This window comes from Aurantimonas sp. A2-1-M11 (assembly GCF_036549475.1).
Lineage (GTDB): Bacteria > Pseudomonadota > Alphaproteobacteria > Rhizobiales > Rhizobiaceae > Aurantimonas.
On the sequence record NZ_JAZHLI010000003.1, the window covers coordinates 13504 to 29450 of the forward strand.

Below are 15947 nucleotides of genomic sequence, written 5' to 3' on the forward strand. Positions count from 1 at the left end.
TTGTCCCTCAGGGATATTACGTAGAGGAATTCTGCAAGACCGGCTTCGAGCCGGATCAGGGTGCCACCCCAGCCTCCTGCCCCAGTGGCAGCTCTATCCGGCACGACACCCCGCTCGGCTCATAGCTGATGTTCACTACAGCCCCGCTGAGGGTCAGGACGCGCTCGATCAGCGTGCTGCCGAAGCCCCGCCGGACGGGCTCTTCCACGGTAGGCCCGCCGCTTTCGACCCACTCGATCAGGACCTGCCGTCGGCCATCGCGCACGCCGAGATGCCAACCCAGATGCACGCGGCCCTCGGATATGCTCAGTGCACCGTATTTCACGGCGTTCGTGCCAAGTTCGTGAAGGACGAGACCGAGCGTGATGCCGATGCCGGGCTCCAGCGCGACATGCGGCCCGGTCATGGTGATCGCCGCGTTGTCCGGATAGCCGTAGGCCTGCAGTTCGGCGCTCGCCAGTTCAGCGAGTGACGCGCCTGCCCAGCCGCTGTCCAGAAGCAGGCGGTGCGTCTGCGCGACTGCTCCGACCCGCTGCCTGAGCACGCGCTTGTAGTCTTCCACCGACATCGTCGTTCCGCTCATGGAGATGATCGAATTGATCAGCGTGAGCATGTTCTTCATGCGATGGTTCAACTCGGAAGTCACGAGTTGGCGCAATTCGTCGGACTTCCGGCGCTCGGTGATATCGAAGGTGACGCCCACGACGGTTCGGGCCTGGCCGTCTTCATCGAACAGGACCTCGCCCTTGACCAGGACCCAGCCGAGCGAGCCATCCGGATGGGTGACCTGCAGTTCGATCTCGAACTCCCCTCCCTTCCCCACTGCCTTGGCGAGCGCGTTCGCAAGAGGCATGAGATCGTCCCGCTGAAGGTCCCTCATCGCCATGATGCGCCCTGGCTGCAGCGCCCAGAGCCGCCGGGTGATCGGATCGGCATGAAGACTGCCGCTCCCAAGCCGCCACTCCCAGCTTCCCATGCGGCCGGCTTTCAGCGTCAGCCGCAGGCGTCGTCCGGTTTCCTCCAGTTCACGAGTGCGACGCGCCCACGCCGCTTCGCGCTGTCTGCGGACGGTCACGTCGCGGATGACCGCGGTCAGGATCGGCGCTTCGCCGACGATCTCGCGTGACAGGGTCGCCTCGAGCGGAAATTCTTCGCCGTTCTTGCGCAGTCCGCTGACAGCTCTCCGGTGCCCCATCAACCGGGTCCCGGAGGGGGGGTCGCGAGCAAATCTCTCGACGTCCTGCCCATGCGTGTGCCGGAACCTTTCCGGCAGCAGCATGTCGATCCGGTTGCCGACCACCTCGCCGGCCGCATACCCGAAGATTTCTTCGGCAGCGCGGTTGAACACCACGACCCGGCCTGCGGCATCCGTGCTGATGATGCCATCGCCGACCAGGTTCAGGATATCGGATGCGGAGGGCGAAAACCTGACGGTCTGCGTGTCCGGACCATCAGAAAGCGATCCGGCGGCCCCCGCTGCCGGCAATTTGGAAACTGGCGTTTCGGCCGAACCGCGCGCCAACGGATCGAGCGTCTGCGTATGAATGACCATGTCGCTTCGCTCCCCATTTCAAAGTCCGGATCCGCGCCGCAGCGCAGCTCCACTGACGCCTGCAAGTCCGATCGACCCTCCCTGCGCACGGCATTTGGCATGGACCACGCGAACCGCTCTCATGCACCGGCCCGACCTGGCAAACCGGAAGCGAGCCGAGTCGGCGACAACGCAGCCGGCCGCCGGAGAACGTTGACGCCGCTGAACTCAACCCGGGTTCGACGTGCGTGGACGAATTGTCCACGCCTCGCCAGTTGCGGGCATCCGCAGCGTAACCCTGAACGCAGCCTGTGGGTTGATCGAGATCAATGAGACTTGGCGGGGTCGGAGGATGATCCGGAGTGAACCGCCCGGCGCGCAAATTCGCCGGCCACTCGAAGGAAGCTCACATGGCCCTCTTCCGCACCGCGAATGTCGGCACCTCGGATCGCGTCATTCGCATCGTTCTGGCCGCGATCGCCGCGATTGCGGCCTATGCCTATCTGGCTGCCCCCTGGTCGTATCTCGCCTATGCGGTAGCCCTGATCCTCTTGGTCACCGCTGTCGTCCGGTTCTGCCCGGCCTATGCGCTCTTCGGTGCCAGCACCTGTGGATCACCTCGCTCGCCCCACGCGCGCTAGGCGCCCAAAGCGCCCTTTAATTGTCGAGGCGGCGCCATGACGGAGCTCGGTGGCAGGCCAAGGCATGCAGCCGAGTCCGGTGCTGGTGTTGACCCCATGTCCCATGACCCGGTGTTCGTCATGCACGACGTCACGAAGGTCTACCGGACCGGCGGCGCCGAGGTGTGGGCCCTGCGTGGGGTCAGTGCCGAACTTGCCGCCGGCGAGGTGGTGGTCATGCTTGGCCCTTCCGGGTCGGGCAAGTCGACGCTCCTCAACATCATGGGCGGGCTCGACCGGGTGAGCGGCGGCCGCGTCAGCTTCCAGGGCAAGGACCTGACCGACGCGAGCGACCGTGACCTGACCCTCTACCGGCGCAACCATGTCGGCTTCGTCTTCCAGTTCTACAATCTCGTTCCCAGCCTGACCGCGCGCGAGAACGTCGCGCTGGTGACCGAGATCGCACGCAATCCCATGACCCCGTCCGAGGCGCTGGAACTCGTCGGGCTGACCGCGCGCCAGGATCATTTCCCCGCGCAATTGTCGGGCGGCGAACAGCAGCGCGTCGCCATCGCCCGGGCGATCGCCAAGCAGCCAGAGGTGCTGCTGTGCGACGAACCCACCGGCGCGCTGGACTCCGGGACCGGCATCATGGTGCTCGAGGCGCTGACGACGATCAACCGGACGCTCGGCACGACCACCGCCATCATCACCCACAACGCCGGAATCCAGGCAATCGCGCACCGCGTCTTCCAGTTCGTCGACGGGAGGATCGAGAGCACGCACGGCAACGAGACGCGCCTAGCCCCCAGCCAGGTGACCTGGTGAGCGCGCTCGACCGCAAGCTCCTGCGCGATCTCACCCGTCTCTGGGCGCAGAGCCTGGCGGTCGCCCTGGTCATGGCCTGCGGCGTCATGACGATCATCATCGCCGTCGGTGCGCACCAGTCCCTGCTCTTGACGCGCGAAGCCTATTACGAGCGCTACCGCTTCGCCCATGTGGTGGCGGAAGCCAACCGTGCGCCGTTGTCTCTCGGCATGGCGATTTCGCAGATCCCGGGCGTCGCGGCCTTCGAGATGCGGATCAGCCGCCGGGTGCTGCTCGACCTGCCGCAGATGCGCGAGCCGGCATCCGGTCAGGTGATCTCGCTTACCCCCCGCCGAGAACCGCAGGTCAATCGCCTGCTCGTGCGCCGGGGCAGGCTGCCCGAGGCCGGCCGCGCCGCCGAAGTCGCCGTCAACGAGGACTTTGCCAAGGCGCACGAACTGCGGATCGGCGACAGTTTTTCGGCGATCCTCAACGGGCGCAAGGAGCGGGTGCGGATCACCGGGACCGTCCTGTCCCCAGAGTTCATCTATACGATCGGGCCCGGCGACATGGTGCCCGACCCGCGCCGCTTCGCCATCCTGTACATGTCCGAGGACGTGCTGGCTCCGGTGTTCGACCGCAAGGACTCGTTCAACAATCTGGTGTTGCGGCTGATGCCCGGCGCCAGCGAGCCGGCGGTGCTGATGGCGGTCGACCGGCTGCTCGAACCTTATGGTGGCATGGCAGCCTACGGTCGCAAGCATCAGATGTCGCACGCATTTCTCGATGCCGAGCTGATCCAGCTGGCAGCCATGGCGCGGATCATCCCGCCGATCTTTCTTTTCGTTTCCGCCTTCCTCATCAACATCGTGCTGACACGGCTGGTGGCGCTCGAGCGCGAACAGATCGGCCTGTTGAAGGCCCTCGGCTATCTCGACCGCACGATCGCCTGGCACTACGCCAAGCTGGTCATCGCCATCTCGGCGGTCGGCATCGCGATCGGCGCCGGGGCGGGAACCTAGCTCGGGCGCGGGATGGCCCGCCTCTATGGCGAGTTCTTCTCCTTCCCCTTCCTGGTGTTCCAGTCGAGCCCCGGCCTCTACGTGATCGCCGCGGGCGTCTCACTGGCCGCGGCGCTGGCCGGCGCGATGAAGGCGCTCCTGTCCGTCCTGGCGCTCGATCCTGCGGTGTCGATGCGCCCTCCGGCGCCGGCGCGCTTCGGCCGGTCGGGTCTGGCCCGTCTCGGACTGTCGCGGCTGTTCTCCAAGCTCACCATCATGGCGTTCCGTCAGCTCCTGCACCAGCCCGTCCGGGCGGCGCTGACGTGCCTGGGGATCGCCCTCGGCGTCGGGCTGCTGGTCACGGCGCTGTTCACCCGTGACTCGGTCGATTTCATGGTCGAGACCGTCTTCTACCGGGCCGACCGGCAGCATGCGAGCATTGCCTTCGGCGAGACGGCGCAGCCCTCCGTCATGTCGGCGGTACGCCATCTTCCCGGCGTCCTTGCCTCCGAGCCGTTTCTCAACGTGCCGGTCATCCTCAGCAAGGGCAACCAGTCCCGGCGCCTCGCCATCACCGGGAAACCACCCGCAACCACGCTGTCGCGGGTGCTCGATGCCGAATTCGATCCCATGGTCCTGCCATCCGAAGGCGTCGTCATTTCCGAACGCGTCGCAAAGGTTCTCGGCCTGACACGGGGCGAAACGGCGAATGTGGAGGTTCTCACCGGACGGCGCATTGCGACGACCGTGCGGATCAGCGCCGTCATCCAGAGCTTCCTGGGACTAATAAGGTAGGCAGACGTATTGACTCGCCCAAGCTTCCAACCAAGAATACGGGTTTGACTTGCTATGCTCCGGAGAACCGCCATGGACAGGTTCATCGTTGATGCGAACATCGCGCGTTTCGAAACACGTCTGGCTTGCGAGACTGATCCTTCCCGCAGAGACACACTCATGCGGCTGATCGCCGAGGAAAAAGAGCGCCTCAATGCTCTTCTGACGAGGAACGGCTAATTCGTTCCAGCGCTGATCGACGAAGGCCCGGTGCAGGGGTGGCCGAATTCCGGCACTCGTGGTGCGTTCGATAAGCACCAGAATCGTGGGCTGTCGCCAGAATAGCGAAACGTCTCAACCGCCGCTCTGTCGTCCGCGATTGCAGCCGCGAAACGCCGGGACACGGGCTGGCGCTAGACCGACAGTCCGACTCCGTCGCGGGCATCAATGGACTGGTAAGCCCGCGTCACGTCCGAGATATAGTCGCGGCTGATCGGCACCCCGTCGCGTTCGCGGCCGATCTGGATCTGAACGACGTTACCCGAACCGTACATGAAGACGCACTCGCATGCCGAGAGATAGAACTCCCACATCCGGGCGAATCGCTCATCGTAGAGCTTCACCACCTCCGCACGGTTTGCGGCAAACCGACGCCGCCATTCCCGCAGCGTGAACCCGTAGTGCTTCCGCCATACCTCAACGTCGAGGACCCACAGGCCGGAGAGTTCGATCGCCGCGGTGATTTCCGAAAGCGACGGGCTGTAGCCGCCCGGAAAGATGTACTTGCGGATAAACGGCCCGGTAATGCCCGGCGGCGACTTGGTGCTGATCGAGTGGATCAGTGCGACGCCATTGGGCAGCAACCGGTCCCGTACCGTTCGAAAATACTCGGCGAGATGATGCGCGCCGACATGCTCGAGCATGCCGACGGACACGATCCGATCGAACTTCTCGTCGATCTCGCGATAGTCCCGGACCTCGAACCGAACGCGATCGGCGAGGCCCATCGCCTGCGCACGGGCCGTGGCGACCCTCGCCTGGTCCGGTGATAACGTAACGCCCAGCACCTCGACCCCGGCCACCCGAGCCATGTAGAGCGCAAGCCCACCCCAGCCGCAGCCGATGTCGAGGACGCGCTGACCCTCGGCGAGATTCAGTTTTGCGGTCACATGGCGCATCTTCGCGGTCTGGGCCTCTTCCAGCGTCTCGTCGCCGGTCGGGAAATAGGCGCAGGAGTATTGCGTGGCGTCGTCCAGAAACAGTCGGTACAGCGCGTCGCCCAGCTGGTAGTGGTGCTTGACGTTGGCTCGGGAGCGAGAGACCGGGTTGTGCTGGTGAAGACGCTTGGCGCGCCGCGCCACCGCACGCCAGAACGCCTGCCCGGCACTGAGATCGAAACTGCGCTTGTTGGCGAAGAAGACTTCGAGAAAGTCGTGGACGTCGCCCTCTTCGACAGTGAGCGCCCCGTCCATGTAGGCCTCGGCCGCTTTCAGTTCGGGATTGAAGGCGATCTTCCAGTCATAGGCCGGATCGTTGATGCGGATCGTCGCCACCGGGCCGGGCTCCGTCCCGCCGAACGTCTCCACCTCATTGCGCGGTCCTATGACCGTAAGGCGCCCCTTGCGAACGGCTCTTCGCAACAACAGCGGGAGAATCTTCATCCACCGACTCCCGTAATGCCGCTGCCGGCGAGTAGAGTGCTATGGATATATAAATGTTTGACCGATGCCGTTGGCAACAGGATGCACCTCCACGATGATGCGTTTGCTCACGGTAGCGGCATCCGGTGGATCCGGGCTCTCACTCGTTCATCCACCGCTTCAGGACAATCGAGGCGTTGACGCCGCCGAAGCCGAACGCGTTGGACAGTGCGATCCGGGCGTCGGCCGGGCGCGTCGTCGGGCCGATCAGATCGAGCCCATCGGCCATTTCGTCGGGGTCCGTGAGGTTCAGGTTGGGAGGAAGACGGCCGTCCCTCAACGCCAGGAGCGTGACGATGGCTTCGAACACACCGGCCGCCCCCAGGAGATGGCCGCTGGCGGACTTGGTTGACGAGATCGCAGGCCTATTGTTCGTCCCGAACACCGCCTTGATGGCTGCAAGCTCGCTGGCGTCGCCGATTTGCGTCGAGGTCGCGTGTGCGTTGATGTAGTCGACGTCCTCCGGCGGCAGGCGCGCCATGGCCAGGGCCAGGCGCATGGCTCGCTGGGCACCGTCGCCGTCGGACCGCGCGGCGGTGGGGTGATGCGCGTCTGCCGTGGTCGCATAGCCGATGAGTTCGCCGAGCGGCATCGCCCCGCGATCGCGGGCGTGCTCGAGGCTTTCCAGGACGACCATGCCGGCGCCTTCTCCCATCACGAAGCCGTCCCGGGCGCGATCGAAAGGCCGCGAGGCGAGCTCGGGGCGGTCGTTGAACCCTGTCGACAAGGCCCGAGCGGCACCGAAACTGCCGAGCGTCACACGATTGATGCAGGCCTCGGCGCCGCCGCAGACGACGACGTCGGCTTCCCCGCTCCGGATCAGTCGCATCCCGTCGCCGATAGCCTGGACACTGGCGGCGCAGGCCGTCACCGGAGCCCCCAACGGCCCCTTGAACCCATACTGGATCGAGATCTGGCCGGCGGCGAGATTGACGAGAAAGGATGACACCGTGAACGGCGACAGACGCCTCGCCCCCCGAGTCTGAACCGTCGTCACAGCATCCAGCATGCTGTGAAATCCGCCGATGCCCGATGCCACGATGGTTGCGGTGCGATTCTTGCCGCGTTCGTCCGGACACCAATTCGCTTGAGCGATCGCCTGACGAGCGGCCTCGAGCGCGAAGTGGATGAACCGATCCATCTTCTTGCGTTCCTTGAACGGGACCAATCCCTCGATGTCGAAGCCAGACGCATCCTCCGCTCGGTTCGGCACGACCGCAGCGATCTTCGATGCGACGTCAGGCACAGCCGCGTCAGGGAGACGACGGATGCCGGATTGCTGGGACACGAGGCGTTCCCAGGCCTGCTCCGCGCCAACGCCCAGGGGCGAGACGACCCCCATGCCGGTGACGACGATACGTTTCGGATTTTCGGAAAACATGAGCACACCCGAGTGGCGGACCGCGGGCGAGCGATCCACCATCGTATCCGGAGGAAAAATCGGCGGAAGGCGACGCGCTTCCGCGGCCCCGCCCTCATAGAGCAAGCCGGCCGCTTTGGCACCCGCGATTGCCGTCCAGAAGGGAGACGCCAATAGCGTCCTCGCGCCCGCGCCCCCAAGCATCCGGATTTCCTCGACCTGTGCATCGCCCTCACCGGCCGGGTGCCTCTGGCAGGACCCTTTCTCGACGCAGAACGACGCGCCAGCCTGGTACCACTGTCGCCGCAAGGACAGGAGATCGGCGGACAGCAAGGCGTTGCGATCGCGGCCACCCATGCCGCGCTCGATCCGCAGGAGCTGTGAGTAGAGTCGACGTCGCCGGCCTTCAAAGCCGCGACCTCGGCGACGCGCAGTCCTGCGCATAGACGACCGACAGGGCCGCCTGATGCCTCAGGCAGACCGTTGCGCCCAGCAGGCGCCGCACGTTGTTCGGGTGCGCCGCCCAAGTGTTCACACGTTGAGCAACGGTGGTATGGCAAGGACATCAACTGGGGCGTTCCGAAGCACCTGTTCCGTAACGCTGCCGAGGAGCAATTTTCCGATTCCAGTCCGTCCGTAGGTTGAAAGCACGATCAGGTCGGCGCGTTCTGCTCGCGTCGTCTCCAGGATCTCGTACGGGGCCGGGGACGCTTCGTAGCGGACCAATGGTGAAACTCCGCCGAGCTTTATATTTTCCAGAAAATCTGAAAGCAGACGCGATGCGTTCTTCTTCTCCTCAGAACGATGGAATTCCCGCTCATCCTTCGCCAGGGAATGGTTGAAGGCCAGCCGCAGTGCCGGCGCATCGAAGACATAGAGCAATGTCGTCTGCGCGCCGTCGGACAAGCGGAGTCTGGGATATCGCTGAAGTGCGTTCCCGGAACCCTCCGACAGATCGGTCGTCAGCATGATGTGGTGGTAGGATCCCACTGGGGGAGCGTTGACCATCAGCACGGGGCATTGAACCGAGCGGATCGTGCGCTCGGCCGTGGTGCCGACGAACACGTCGAGCAGAGCCTTGCGTCGATGCCGGCCGATGACGAGGATGTCCGGTGCCTCCTCCTCGGCGGCGCGCGCAATGCCGGCGAAGGGATCGGCCAGCACGACACGGGTCTCGCAGTCGACCGCATCGACAGTCTGTACCGTCGTCCGCAATTCCCGAAGCAGCGCGGAAGCCGCGTCGCGCTCGCTGTCGACGATGCGCTTCGGCTGGTCGTCATCCACGACATGGACGATCGACAGCGAGGCGCTGAACTGACGCGCAAGCAACGTCGCGCGCCGGAGCGCACGATCCGACCGCTCGGAGAAGTCCGTGGCCAGCAAGATCTTCTTCATCCGGTGTCCTCGGTCGCGGCGCCCATGGTGGCCTCCCATTCAGCCATGCCGGCTCACTCAAACATGGCAGAACGACACTGCGTTTGATCGAAATCATCGGGACCGTGCCGGACTCCGGTATTCTCCGTCAAACGGCACCAACCAGGCGTTCCCATGACACGCGATCAGTATCAGACGGTGAAGGAAATCGCCGATTGCCTGAAGGTCAGCGAAACGACGGTCCGCGGCTGGATCAAGGGTGGAGAACTGCGCGCGATCGAGATCGGCAAGGGGTGGCGCATCCCCGACCGCGACCCCGACACGTTTCTCTGCAGCCATGCGACCCCCTCGCGAGTGGTCCCCGGATCCGATCACGGTTCTGAAACCGGTCGCGAGAGAGGCGCATGAGCGACGTCGTGGGTCATTCGCCCTTCGCCGAGGTCGCGGTTCTTCTCGTCATGGCCGCGGCCATCGGCCTGTTCGGCATCATGCTGCGGCAGCCGCTCATCGTCAGCTTCATTGCCGTCGGCATGATCGCGGGGCCGTCGGCTCTCGATGTCGTGCGATCGGACGAGCAGATCAGCCTTTTGTCGGAGCTCGGCATCGCCGTGCTCCTGTTCCTGGTCGGCATCAAGCTCGACGTGAAGCTCATCCGCTCTCTCGGCGCGGTATCGCTCCTGACAGGGCTCGGCCAAGTCGCCTTCACCTCGATCTTCGGATACATCATCGGCCTTGCCCTCGGCCTCGGTCACGTCACGAGCCTTTACGTCGCCGTGGCGCTGACGTTCTCCTCGACGATCATCATCGTGAAGCTTCTGTCGGACAAGCGCGAGATCGACAGCCTGCACGGGCAGATCGCGCTCGGCTTCCTGATCGTGCAGGATCTCGTCGTCGTGCTGGCGATGATCGTGCTGTCGGCCATCGGCATCGGTGCGGCGACGGAAGCCGGCGGCCATGGCGGCGGGTCGGTCTTCTCGGTGCTCGCGTCGGGCCTCGCCATGGTGGCGCTTGTGGTGCTGTTCGTGCGCTACATCGCCAATCCGCTGACCGAGCGCCTTGCCCGTGCGCCCGAACTGCTGGTGATCTTCGCGATCGCGATGGCGGCCATATTTGCAGCCATTGGCGACCTGGTCGGTCTGGGCAAGGAGGTAGGCGGTCTGCTGGCCGGCGTTGCGCTCGCCTCGACACCCTATCGCGAAACCATAGCGGCCCGGCTCGCGCCCCTGCGCGACTTCCTGCTCCTCTTCTTCTTCATCGCGCTCGGCTCGACGCTGGATCTATCGCTGCTTGGCACACATGTCACCGGCGCCATCGTCTTCTCGGCCTTCGTGCTCGTCGGCAATCCGTTGATCGTGCTCGCGATCATGGGGGCGCTGGGTTATCGAAAGCGGACGGGCTTCCTCGCCGGTCTGACCGTCGCACAGATCAGCGAGTTCTCCCTGATCTTCGTGGCGATGGGTGTCGCGCTCGGGCATGTGCAGGAGGACGCGCTCGGCCTCGTCACCATGGTGGGCCTCGTGACCATCGCGGCCTCCACCTACATGATCACCTACTCGCACCAGCTCTATGCGGTCTTCGAGCCCGCCCTGGGCGTCTTAGAGCGCAGGGGCACCCCACGCGAGCCCACGGGGGCCGGGGTCCATCACGAGGACGGATACAAGGTCCTCGTCTTCGGGCTCGGGCGCTTCGGCACGGCTATCGGGCTGCGGCTGCAGAAGCGCGGGGTCCGTGTGCTGGGGACGGACTTCAATCCGCTGGCCGTGCGGCGCTGGCGCAAGCTGGGTCTTGATGCGCGGTTCGGCGACGCGACAGATCCGGAGTTCGTCGCCGAACTGCCCCTGGCCCATGCCGAATGGGTCGTCTCCACGGTGCCGATCCTTCCACCGGGGCTCAGCCACGAGGACACGCGCAGCACGCTGATCCAGTTGATCCGCACCTCCGGCTTCCGTGGCCGGATTGCCGTTGCGTCGCACCACCCGCGGGACACCGAGGAGTTGTTCGCCTCCGGCGCGGACCTTGTGCTGGAGCCGTTCCAGGATGCGGCCGACCGCGCGGTCGACCTGCTCTGCGGTGCACCGGAGGAAGAACGCACCGAGATCCCCTCCATCGAGACGGAAGTTCGGCAGGCGCCCTGACCGGTTGGCTTCCCATCCTTCAGAAAGACAAGGCGGCGAGAGACACATGCAGGCAGATCGAGACGATAACGCCAGTCACGCACACGCCTTGCCGGTGGCTGAGGTGTTGCGAGAGCTCGCGGCAGAGGCCGGCGGATTGAGCGTGCAGGAGGCGGTGCGCCGGCTGGCTGCGCACGGACCGAACCAGTTGCCCGAGCCGCCAAAGCGCAGCCCGGTCCTGCGGTTTCTGTCGCATTTCCGCAATGTGCTGATTTATGTACTTCTCGCCGCGGCGGTCGTCACTGCGGCGCTCGCTCACTGGGTGGACACGGGCGTGATCCTCGCCGTTGTCATCGTCAACGCGGTCATCGGCTTCCTGCAGGAAGGACGGGCCGAGGAGGCGATGGAGGCGATCCGCGGGATGCTGGCGCCGCGCACCGCAGTATTGCGCGACGGGCGCCGGGTCAGCGTCGACGCTGCCGAACTGGCGCCCGGCGACATCGTCCTGATCGAGGCGGGCGACCGGGTACCGGCCGATCTGCGGTTGATCGCGGCACGCGGATTGAAGGCCGAGGAGGCGATCCTGACGGGCGAGTCCGTGCCCGTCGACAAGGGCACGGCCCCGGTGAGCGAGGACGCCGCCCTCGGCGACCGGACGTCGATGCTCTTCTCGGGGACGCTGATCGCCGCCGGTGCCGGGCGCGGTGTGGTCGCCGCCACCGGGCCGGACACCCAGATCGGCCGGATCAGCGGGATGCTCGCCCGTGTCGAGACGCTGACGACCCCGCTCGTCGTCCAGATGGACCGCTTCGCCCGCTGGCTGACCGTCTTCATCCTGATCCTGGCCGGAGCACTTCTGGCCTACGGTTATTTCGTCGGCCACCTGCCGTTCTCCGAGCTCTTCATGGCCGTGGTCGGGCTCTCCGTCGCCGCGATCCCCGAAGGGCTTCCGGCGGTGCTGACAATCACGCTCGCTGTCGGCGTGCAGGCCATGGCCCGGCGCAACGCCATCGTCCGCCGCCTACCCGCGATCGAGACGCTGGGCTCGGTCTCCGTGATCTGCTCGGACAAGACCGGGACTCTCACCCGCAACGAGATGATCGCGGCTTCACTGGCCGCGTCAGAGCATGTCTATTCCGTGGGTGGCAGCGGCTACGCCCCCGAAGGGGCCGTGCGCTGGTGCGACGCCGATGCCCACCCAGATGAGCATGCCGTTCTGATGGAATTCGCACGCGCCGCCGGGCTGTGTAACGACGCGGTGCTGCACGCCGCAGAGGACGGATGGCGCGTGGAGGGAGACCCGATGGAGGGCGCCCTGATCGCGCTCGCCGGCAAGATCACCCGCGCCGGCCCCGAACCCTTCCGCGCATGGAGCCGCAAGGATGTGATCCCCTTCGACGCCGCACATCGATATATGGCCACGCTACATCATGACCGCGAGGGGCACGGCTTCATCCACGTCAAGGGCGCGCCCGAGGCGGTGCTGGCGCTCTGCGCAGACCAGCGCGCCGGCGACGGCGCGACGGAACCACTCGACGCCCACCACTGGCAGCAAACGGTGGAGGAACTCGCCGGCGAGGGGCAACGGGTGATTGCGGTCGCTGCGCGGGCCGTCGCGCCAGAGCAAGCGTCCCTGACCAGCACCGATATCGACGGACAGCTCACCCTGATCGGCCTGATCGGCCTGATCGACCCGCCGCGCGCCGAGGCGATTGCGGCGGTGGCCGAATGTCACGCCGCCGGAATCCGGGTGAAGATGATCACCGGCGACCATGCGGCGACCGCGCGCGCCATCGCCGGCATGATCGGGCTGAAGAACCACGACCGTGTTCTGACCGGCGCGGATCTGGACATGATGGACGACACGGTCCTCGCCGACGCGGCCGTGGAGACGGACATTTTCGCGCGCACCTCGCCGGCGCACAAGCTGCGCCTCGTCACCGCCCTGCAATCCCGCGGACTGACCGTCGCCATGACCGGGGATGGGGTGAACGATGCGCCCGCGCTCAAGCGCGCCGACGCGGGGATCGCCATGGGCCAGAAGGGCAGCGAAGCCGCGAAGGAAGCCGCCGAATTCGTCCTGGCCGACGACAATTTCGCCTCCATCGCCGCCGCCGTGCGCGAGGGACGCACCGTCTACGACAACATCAAGAAGGTGATCAGTTGGACCCTGCCCACCAATGGAGGCGAGGCGATGACCATCGTGCTGGCGCTCGCGATCGGCACTGCGCTGCCGATCACACCGGTACAGATTCTCTGGACCAACATGATCACCGCGGTCACGCTTGGGATCGCGCTTGCGTTCGAGCCGGCAGAGGCCAGCACAATGCGCCGCCCGCCGCGCCCGCGCGGAGAGCCGCTGCTCGATGGTCACCTGCTCTGGCACATTGTGCTGGTGTCCGTGCTGTTTCTTGCGGGAATTTACGGCGTCTTTCTGTACGCACTCGACCGAGGCTATCCGGAGGCCCAGGCACAGACCATGGCGCTCAACACCTTGGTAGTGTTGAAAATCTTCCACCTGTTCTTCATTCGGAACATCCACGGCACCTCGCTCTCGTGGGCGGCGGTGAAGGGCACGCCCGTGGTCTGGATCTGCGTGATCACGGTAACACTGGCGCAGTTCGGCATCACATATCTGCCGCCGCTGCAGATCGCCTTCGGCACGCAAAGCGTGCCCCTCCTCGACGGCCTGCTCATCGTCGCCATCGGCGCCGTCTTCTTCGCGCTGATCGAGACGGAAAAGCAGATGCGTCTGGCCTTCCGCCACCCACTCTCCGAACGCAGCAGCCTGAATAGATGATCACGTCGATGCGGCCAGAAGGCTATTGGTCCGCTACCGGCCCGTTCCCGCAATCAGCAAGGAATCCCCATGTCCGCCAGCAAGCTCTTCATCGTGCAGCAATTCGTCAAGCAGGGTCGCCGCCTCGCCAACGGGCAGACCATGCAGTTCAAGACCGCCGAGGAGGCGCGTCTGCGGGCCGACCGCGACGGTGCGCGGCTGGGCAACGTCGTGGGCGTCGTCGCGGTGGAGCAGACCGTGGATGTCGAGACCGGCGAGGTCCTGGAAGAGCCGGTGGTTCTCGTGCGCCACGGCGAGGTGCCGGCGGAAGTCGCCGGAGACTAGCTGCGCATTCGCCTCACGCGGGCGTCGGCGACACGCCCCCGCGCTCAATCCCTCCAGACGGAGGGAAACAGCAGGATCAGCACCGTCACCAGTTCGAGGCGACCGAGCAGCATGTTGATCGAGAGGATCCACAGCGCGGGATCGGGCAGGCTGCCGAAATTGCCGGCCGGGCCGATGATCTGGCCGAAGGCCGGGCCGACATTGGAAACCGTCGCCAGCGAGCCGGTGAAGGCGGTGGTGAGGTCCAGCCCGCACATGGACAGGGCCACGGTGCCGGTCAGCAGCGTCCCGAAGAACAGGAAGAAGAAGATCGTGACGGTCTGCAGCACGTCGTCCGAGATGATCTGGTTGCCGTAGCGCAGGCGCTGCACTGCATGGGGCCGCACAAGACGACGCAGGCTGGAGCGCACCAGTAAAAACAGGATGACCAGCCGGTTGGCCTTCACGCCGCCCGAGGTCGACCCGGCGCAGCCGCCGATGAACATGGCCATGAAGATGATGCCGATCGCCGCATTCGACCAGAGGGTGTAATCCTCCGATGCGTAGCCGGTGGTCGTGATCACCGAGACGAGATTGAAGGTCGACGACACCAGCGCCTCGCCGAAGGGCGTGTCGTTGATGACGCGCCGACTGGCGGCGAGCGTCAGGCTCAACACCGCGCAGATGACCAGGAACACGACGATCTGCGGATCGCGCCAACGCTGGAATCGGCGCGGCAGGAAGGCGCGGATGTAGATGACGAAGGGCAGCGCGCCGAGGATCATGAAGATCGTCCCGGCGATCAGGACCGCGTCGCTGTCGAAATAGCCCATCGACGCGTCATGGGTCGAAAAGCCCCCGGTGGCGACCGTCGTCATGGCATGGTTGACCGCGTCGAAGGCGCTCATCCCCAGCATGACATAGGTCGTCATGCAGGCGATCGTCAGGACCATATACGCGCCGAGCAGTCCTGCTGCGAGCTGGCTGACCCGCGGCAGCACCTTGTCCGAGCGATCGGAGTTTTCCATCTGGAACAGCGTCAGGCCGCCAACGCCCAGCGACGGCAGGATCAGGATCGCCATCCCAATGATGCCGATGCCGCCCATCCACTGCATCAGCGAGCGCCACATCAGCAGTCCGCGCGGCAGGACGTCCAGGCCGGATATTACCGTGCCGCCCGTCGTGGTGAGCCCCGACATCGCCTCGAAAAAGGCGGCGGCAAACGTCAGGTTCAGCGACGAGAAATACAGCGGCAGCGATGCGACGGCAGGCGCGAAGACCCAGATCGTCGTGACCAGCAGGAAGCCGTATCGCCGGCTCAGCCGGGTCTGCCGGCTTGTTCGGGTCGCGGTCGCCACAAGACTGCAGAACGCACCGACCAGGAAGGCCGAGCCAACGAACACCTGCCAGTCGTCGTTCTCGTCGGCGAGATCGACGAGGGCCGGCACGAGCATTGCAGCCGCCACAGCCAGCCCGAAGATCGCCGCGACATGGAAGATGGACTGAAGAATGCGGCTCCCCCAAGCAGCTTGCGGCCATCCGATCCGGCTGCCGACCGATTAG

At 65.4% G+C, this 15947-nt stretch carries 14 protein-coding genes; 9 read left to right on the plus strand and 5 right to left on the minus strand.

What is annotated here, in order from left to right:
- Window positions 1-55: 55 nt before the first annotated feature.
- A complete protein-coding gene (locus VQ042_RS01920) occupies window positions 56-1552 on the minus strand; it encodes a PAS domain S-box protein (RefSeq protein WP_331814875.1) in 1497 nt (498 codons plus the stop codon).
- A gap of 389 nt (window positions 1553-1941) precedes the next feature.
- Between VQ042_RS01920 and VQ042_RS01925 the strand changes: the two genes are divergently transcribed.
- The 5 genes from VQ042_RS01925 to VQ042_RS01945 all read left to right on the plus strand — a co-directional run bounded on the left by VQ042_RS01925 (window position 1942) and on the right by VQ042_RS01945 (window position 4973).
- Window positions 1942-2172: a YgaP family membrane protein gene (locus VQ042_RS01925; protein ID WP_331814877.1), complete on the plus strand. Its 231-nt coding sequence runs from the start codon at window positions 1942-1944 to the stop codon at window positions 2170-2172.
- A gap of 96 nt (window positions 2173-2268) precedes the next feature.
- Window positions 2269-2979, plus strand: coding sequence for an ABC transporter ATP-binding protein (locus tag VQ042_RS01930; protein ID WP_331814879.1), 711 nt, complete (start codon window positions 2269-2271; stop codon window positions 2977-2979).
- Window positions 2976-3980, plus strand: coding sequence for an ABC transporter permease (locus tag VQ042_RS01935; RefSeq protein WP_331814881.1), 1005 nt, complete (start codon window positions 2976-2978; stop codon window positions 3978-3980). Before VQ042_RS01930 ends, VQ042_RS01935 begins: the two co-directional genes overlap by 4 nt.
- A 12-nt stretch (window positions 3981-3992) precedes the next feature.
- Window positions 3993-4754, plus strand: coding sequence for an ABC transporter permease (locus VQ042_RS01940; protein WP_331814884.1), 762 nt, complete (start codon window positions 3993-3995; stop codon window positions 4752-4754).
- Between the two features lie 72 nt (window positions 4755-4826).
- A complete protein-coding gene (locus tag VQ042_RS01945; protein ID WP_331814886.1) occupies window positions 4827-4973 on the plus strand; it encodes a hypothetical protein in 147 nt (48 codons plus the stop codon).
- A gap of 173 nt (window positions 4974-5146) precedes the next feature.
- Here VQ042_RS01945 and VQ042_RS01950 read toward each other — a convergent pair whose 3' ends face one another.
- From VQ042_RS01950 to VQ042_RS01960, 3 genes are all read right to left on the minus strand, one after another.
- Complete coding sequence (locus VQ042_RS01950; RefSeq protein ID WP_331815170.1) at window positions 5147-6388, minus strand: cyclopropane-fatty-acyl-phospholipid synthase family protein; 1242 nt, start codon at window positions 6386-6388, stop codon at window positions 5147-5149.
- A 145-nt stretch (window positions 6389-6533) separates the two neighbouring features.
- Window positions 6534-7814 (minus strand): beta-ketoacyl-ACP synthase II, encoded by a 1281-nt coding sequence (gene fabF, locus VQ042_RS01955; protein WP_331815174.1) that lies wholly within the window; start codon window positions 7812-7814, stop codon window positions 6534-6536.
- A 510-nt stretch (window positions 7815-8324) separates the two neighbouring features.
- Window positions 8325-9188, minus strand: a complete 864-nt coding sequence (locus VQ042_RS01960) for a universal stress protein (protein ID WP_331814888.1) — start codon at window positions 9186-9188, stop codon at window positions 8325-8327.
- Between the two features lie 153 nt (window positions 9189-9341).
- Here VQ042_RS01960 and VQ042_RS01965 point away from each other — a divergent pair, with 153 nt between their 5' ends.
- The 4 genes from VQ042_RS01965 (at window position 9342) to VQ042_RS01980 (ending at window position 14405) form a co-directional block, all read left to right on the plus strand.
- Complete coding sequence (locus VQ042_RS01965; RefSeq protein ID WP_331814890.1) at window positions 9342-9575, plus strand: helix-turn-helix domain-containing protein; 234 nt, start codon at window positions 9342-9344, stop codon at window positions 9573-9575.
- Window positions 9572-11302 (plus strand): cation:proton antiporter, encoded by a 1731-nt coding sequence (locus VQ042_RS01970; protein WP_331814892.1) that lies wholly within the window; start codon window positions 9572-9574, stop codon window positions 11300-11302. The genes VQ042_RS01965 and VQ042_RS01970 overlap by 4 nt, the downstream gene beginning before the upstream one ends.
- A gap of 46 nt (window positions 11303-11348) precedes the next feature.
- The gene (locus VQ042_RS01975) at window positions 11349-14081 is read left to right on the plus strand and encodes an HAD-IC family P-type ATPase (RefSeq protein WP_331814894.1); all 2733 of its coding nucleotides are present in this window, start codon (window positions 11349-11351) and stop codon (window positions 14079-14081) included.
- Between the two features lie 69 nt (window positions 14082-14150).
- Window positions 14151-14405, plus strand: a complete 255-nt coding sequence (locus tag VQ042_RS01980; protein WP_331814896.1) for a hypothetical protein — start codon at window positions 14151-14153, stop codon at window positions 14403-14405.
- A gap of 44 nt (window positions 14406-14449) precedes the next feature.
- Here VQ042_RS01980 and VQ042_RS01985 read toward each other — a convergent pair whose 3' ends face one another.
- Entirely contained in the window at window positions 14450-15850 is a 1401-nt protein-coding gene (locus VQ042_RS01985; RefSeq protein ID WP_331814898.1) for a TrkH family potassium uptake protein, read from the minus strand.
- Between the last annotated feature and the right edge of the window lie 97 nt (window positions 15851-15947).

What these genes read in the sequence shown, in the direction of transcription:
- VQ042_RS01920 (WP_331814875.1), bottom strand. Translation starts at nt 1,552, where the DNA reads ATGGTCATTCATACGCAGACGCTCGATCCGTTGGCGCGCGGTTCGGCC.
- VQ042_RS01970 (WP_331814892.1), top strand. Translation starts at nt 9,572, where the DNA reads ATGAGCGACGTCGTGGGTCATTCGCCCTTCGCCGAGGTCGCGGTTCTT.
- fabF (WP_331815174.1), bottom strand. Translation starts at nt 7,814, where the DNA reads ATGTTTTCCGAAAATCCGAAACGTATCGTCGTCACCGGCATGGGGGTC.
- VQ042_RS01980 (WP_331814896.1), top strand. Translation starts at nt 14,151, where the DNA reads ATGTCCGCCAGCAAGCTCTTCATCGTGCAGCAATTCGTCAAGCAGGGT.
- VQ042_RS01975 (WP_331814894.1), top strand. Translation starts at nt 11,349, where the DNA reads ATGCAGGCAGATCGAGACGATAACGCCAGTCACGCACACGCCTTGCCG.
- VQ042_RS01925 (WP_331814877.1), top strand. Translation starts at nt 1,942, where the DNA reads ATGGCCCTCTTCCGCACCGCGAATGTCGGCACCTCGGATCGCGTCATT.
- VQ042_RS01960 (WP_331814888.1), bottom strand. Translation starts at nt 9,188, where the DNA reads ATGAAGAAGATCTTGCTGGCCACGGACTTCTCCGAGCGGTCGGATCGT.
- VQ042_RS01940 (WP_331814884.1), top strand. Translation starts at nt 3,993, where the DNA reads ATGGCCCGCCTCTATGGCGAGTTCTTCTCCTTCCCCTTCCTGGTGTTC.
- VQ042_RS01965 (WP_331814890.1), top strand. Translation starts at nt 9,342, where the DNA reads ATGACACGCGATCAGTATCAGACGGTGAAGGAAATCGCCGATTGCCTG.
- VQ042_RS01930 (WP_331814879.1), top strand. Translation starts at nt 2,269, where the DNA reads ATGTCCCATGACCCGGTGTTCGTCATGCACGACGTCACGAAGGTCTAC.
- VQ042_RS01945 (WP_331814886.1), top strand. Translation starts at nt 4,827, where the DNA reads ATGGACAGGTTCATCGTTGATGCGAACATCGCGCGTTTCGAAACACGT.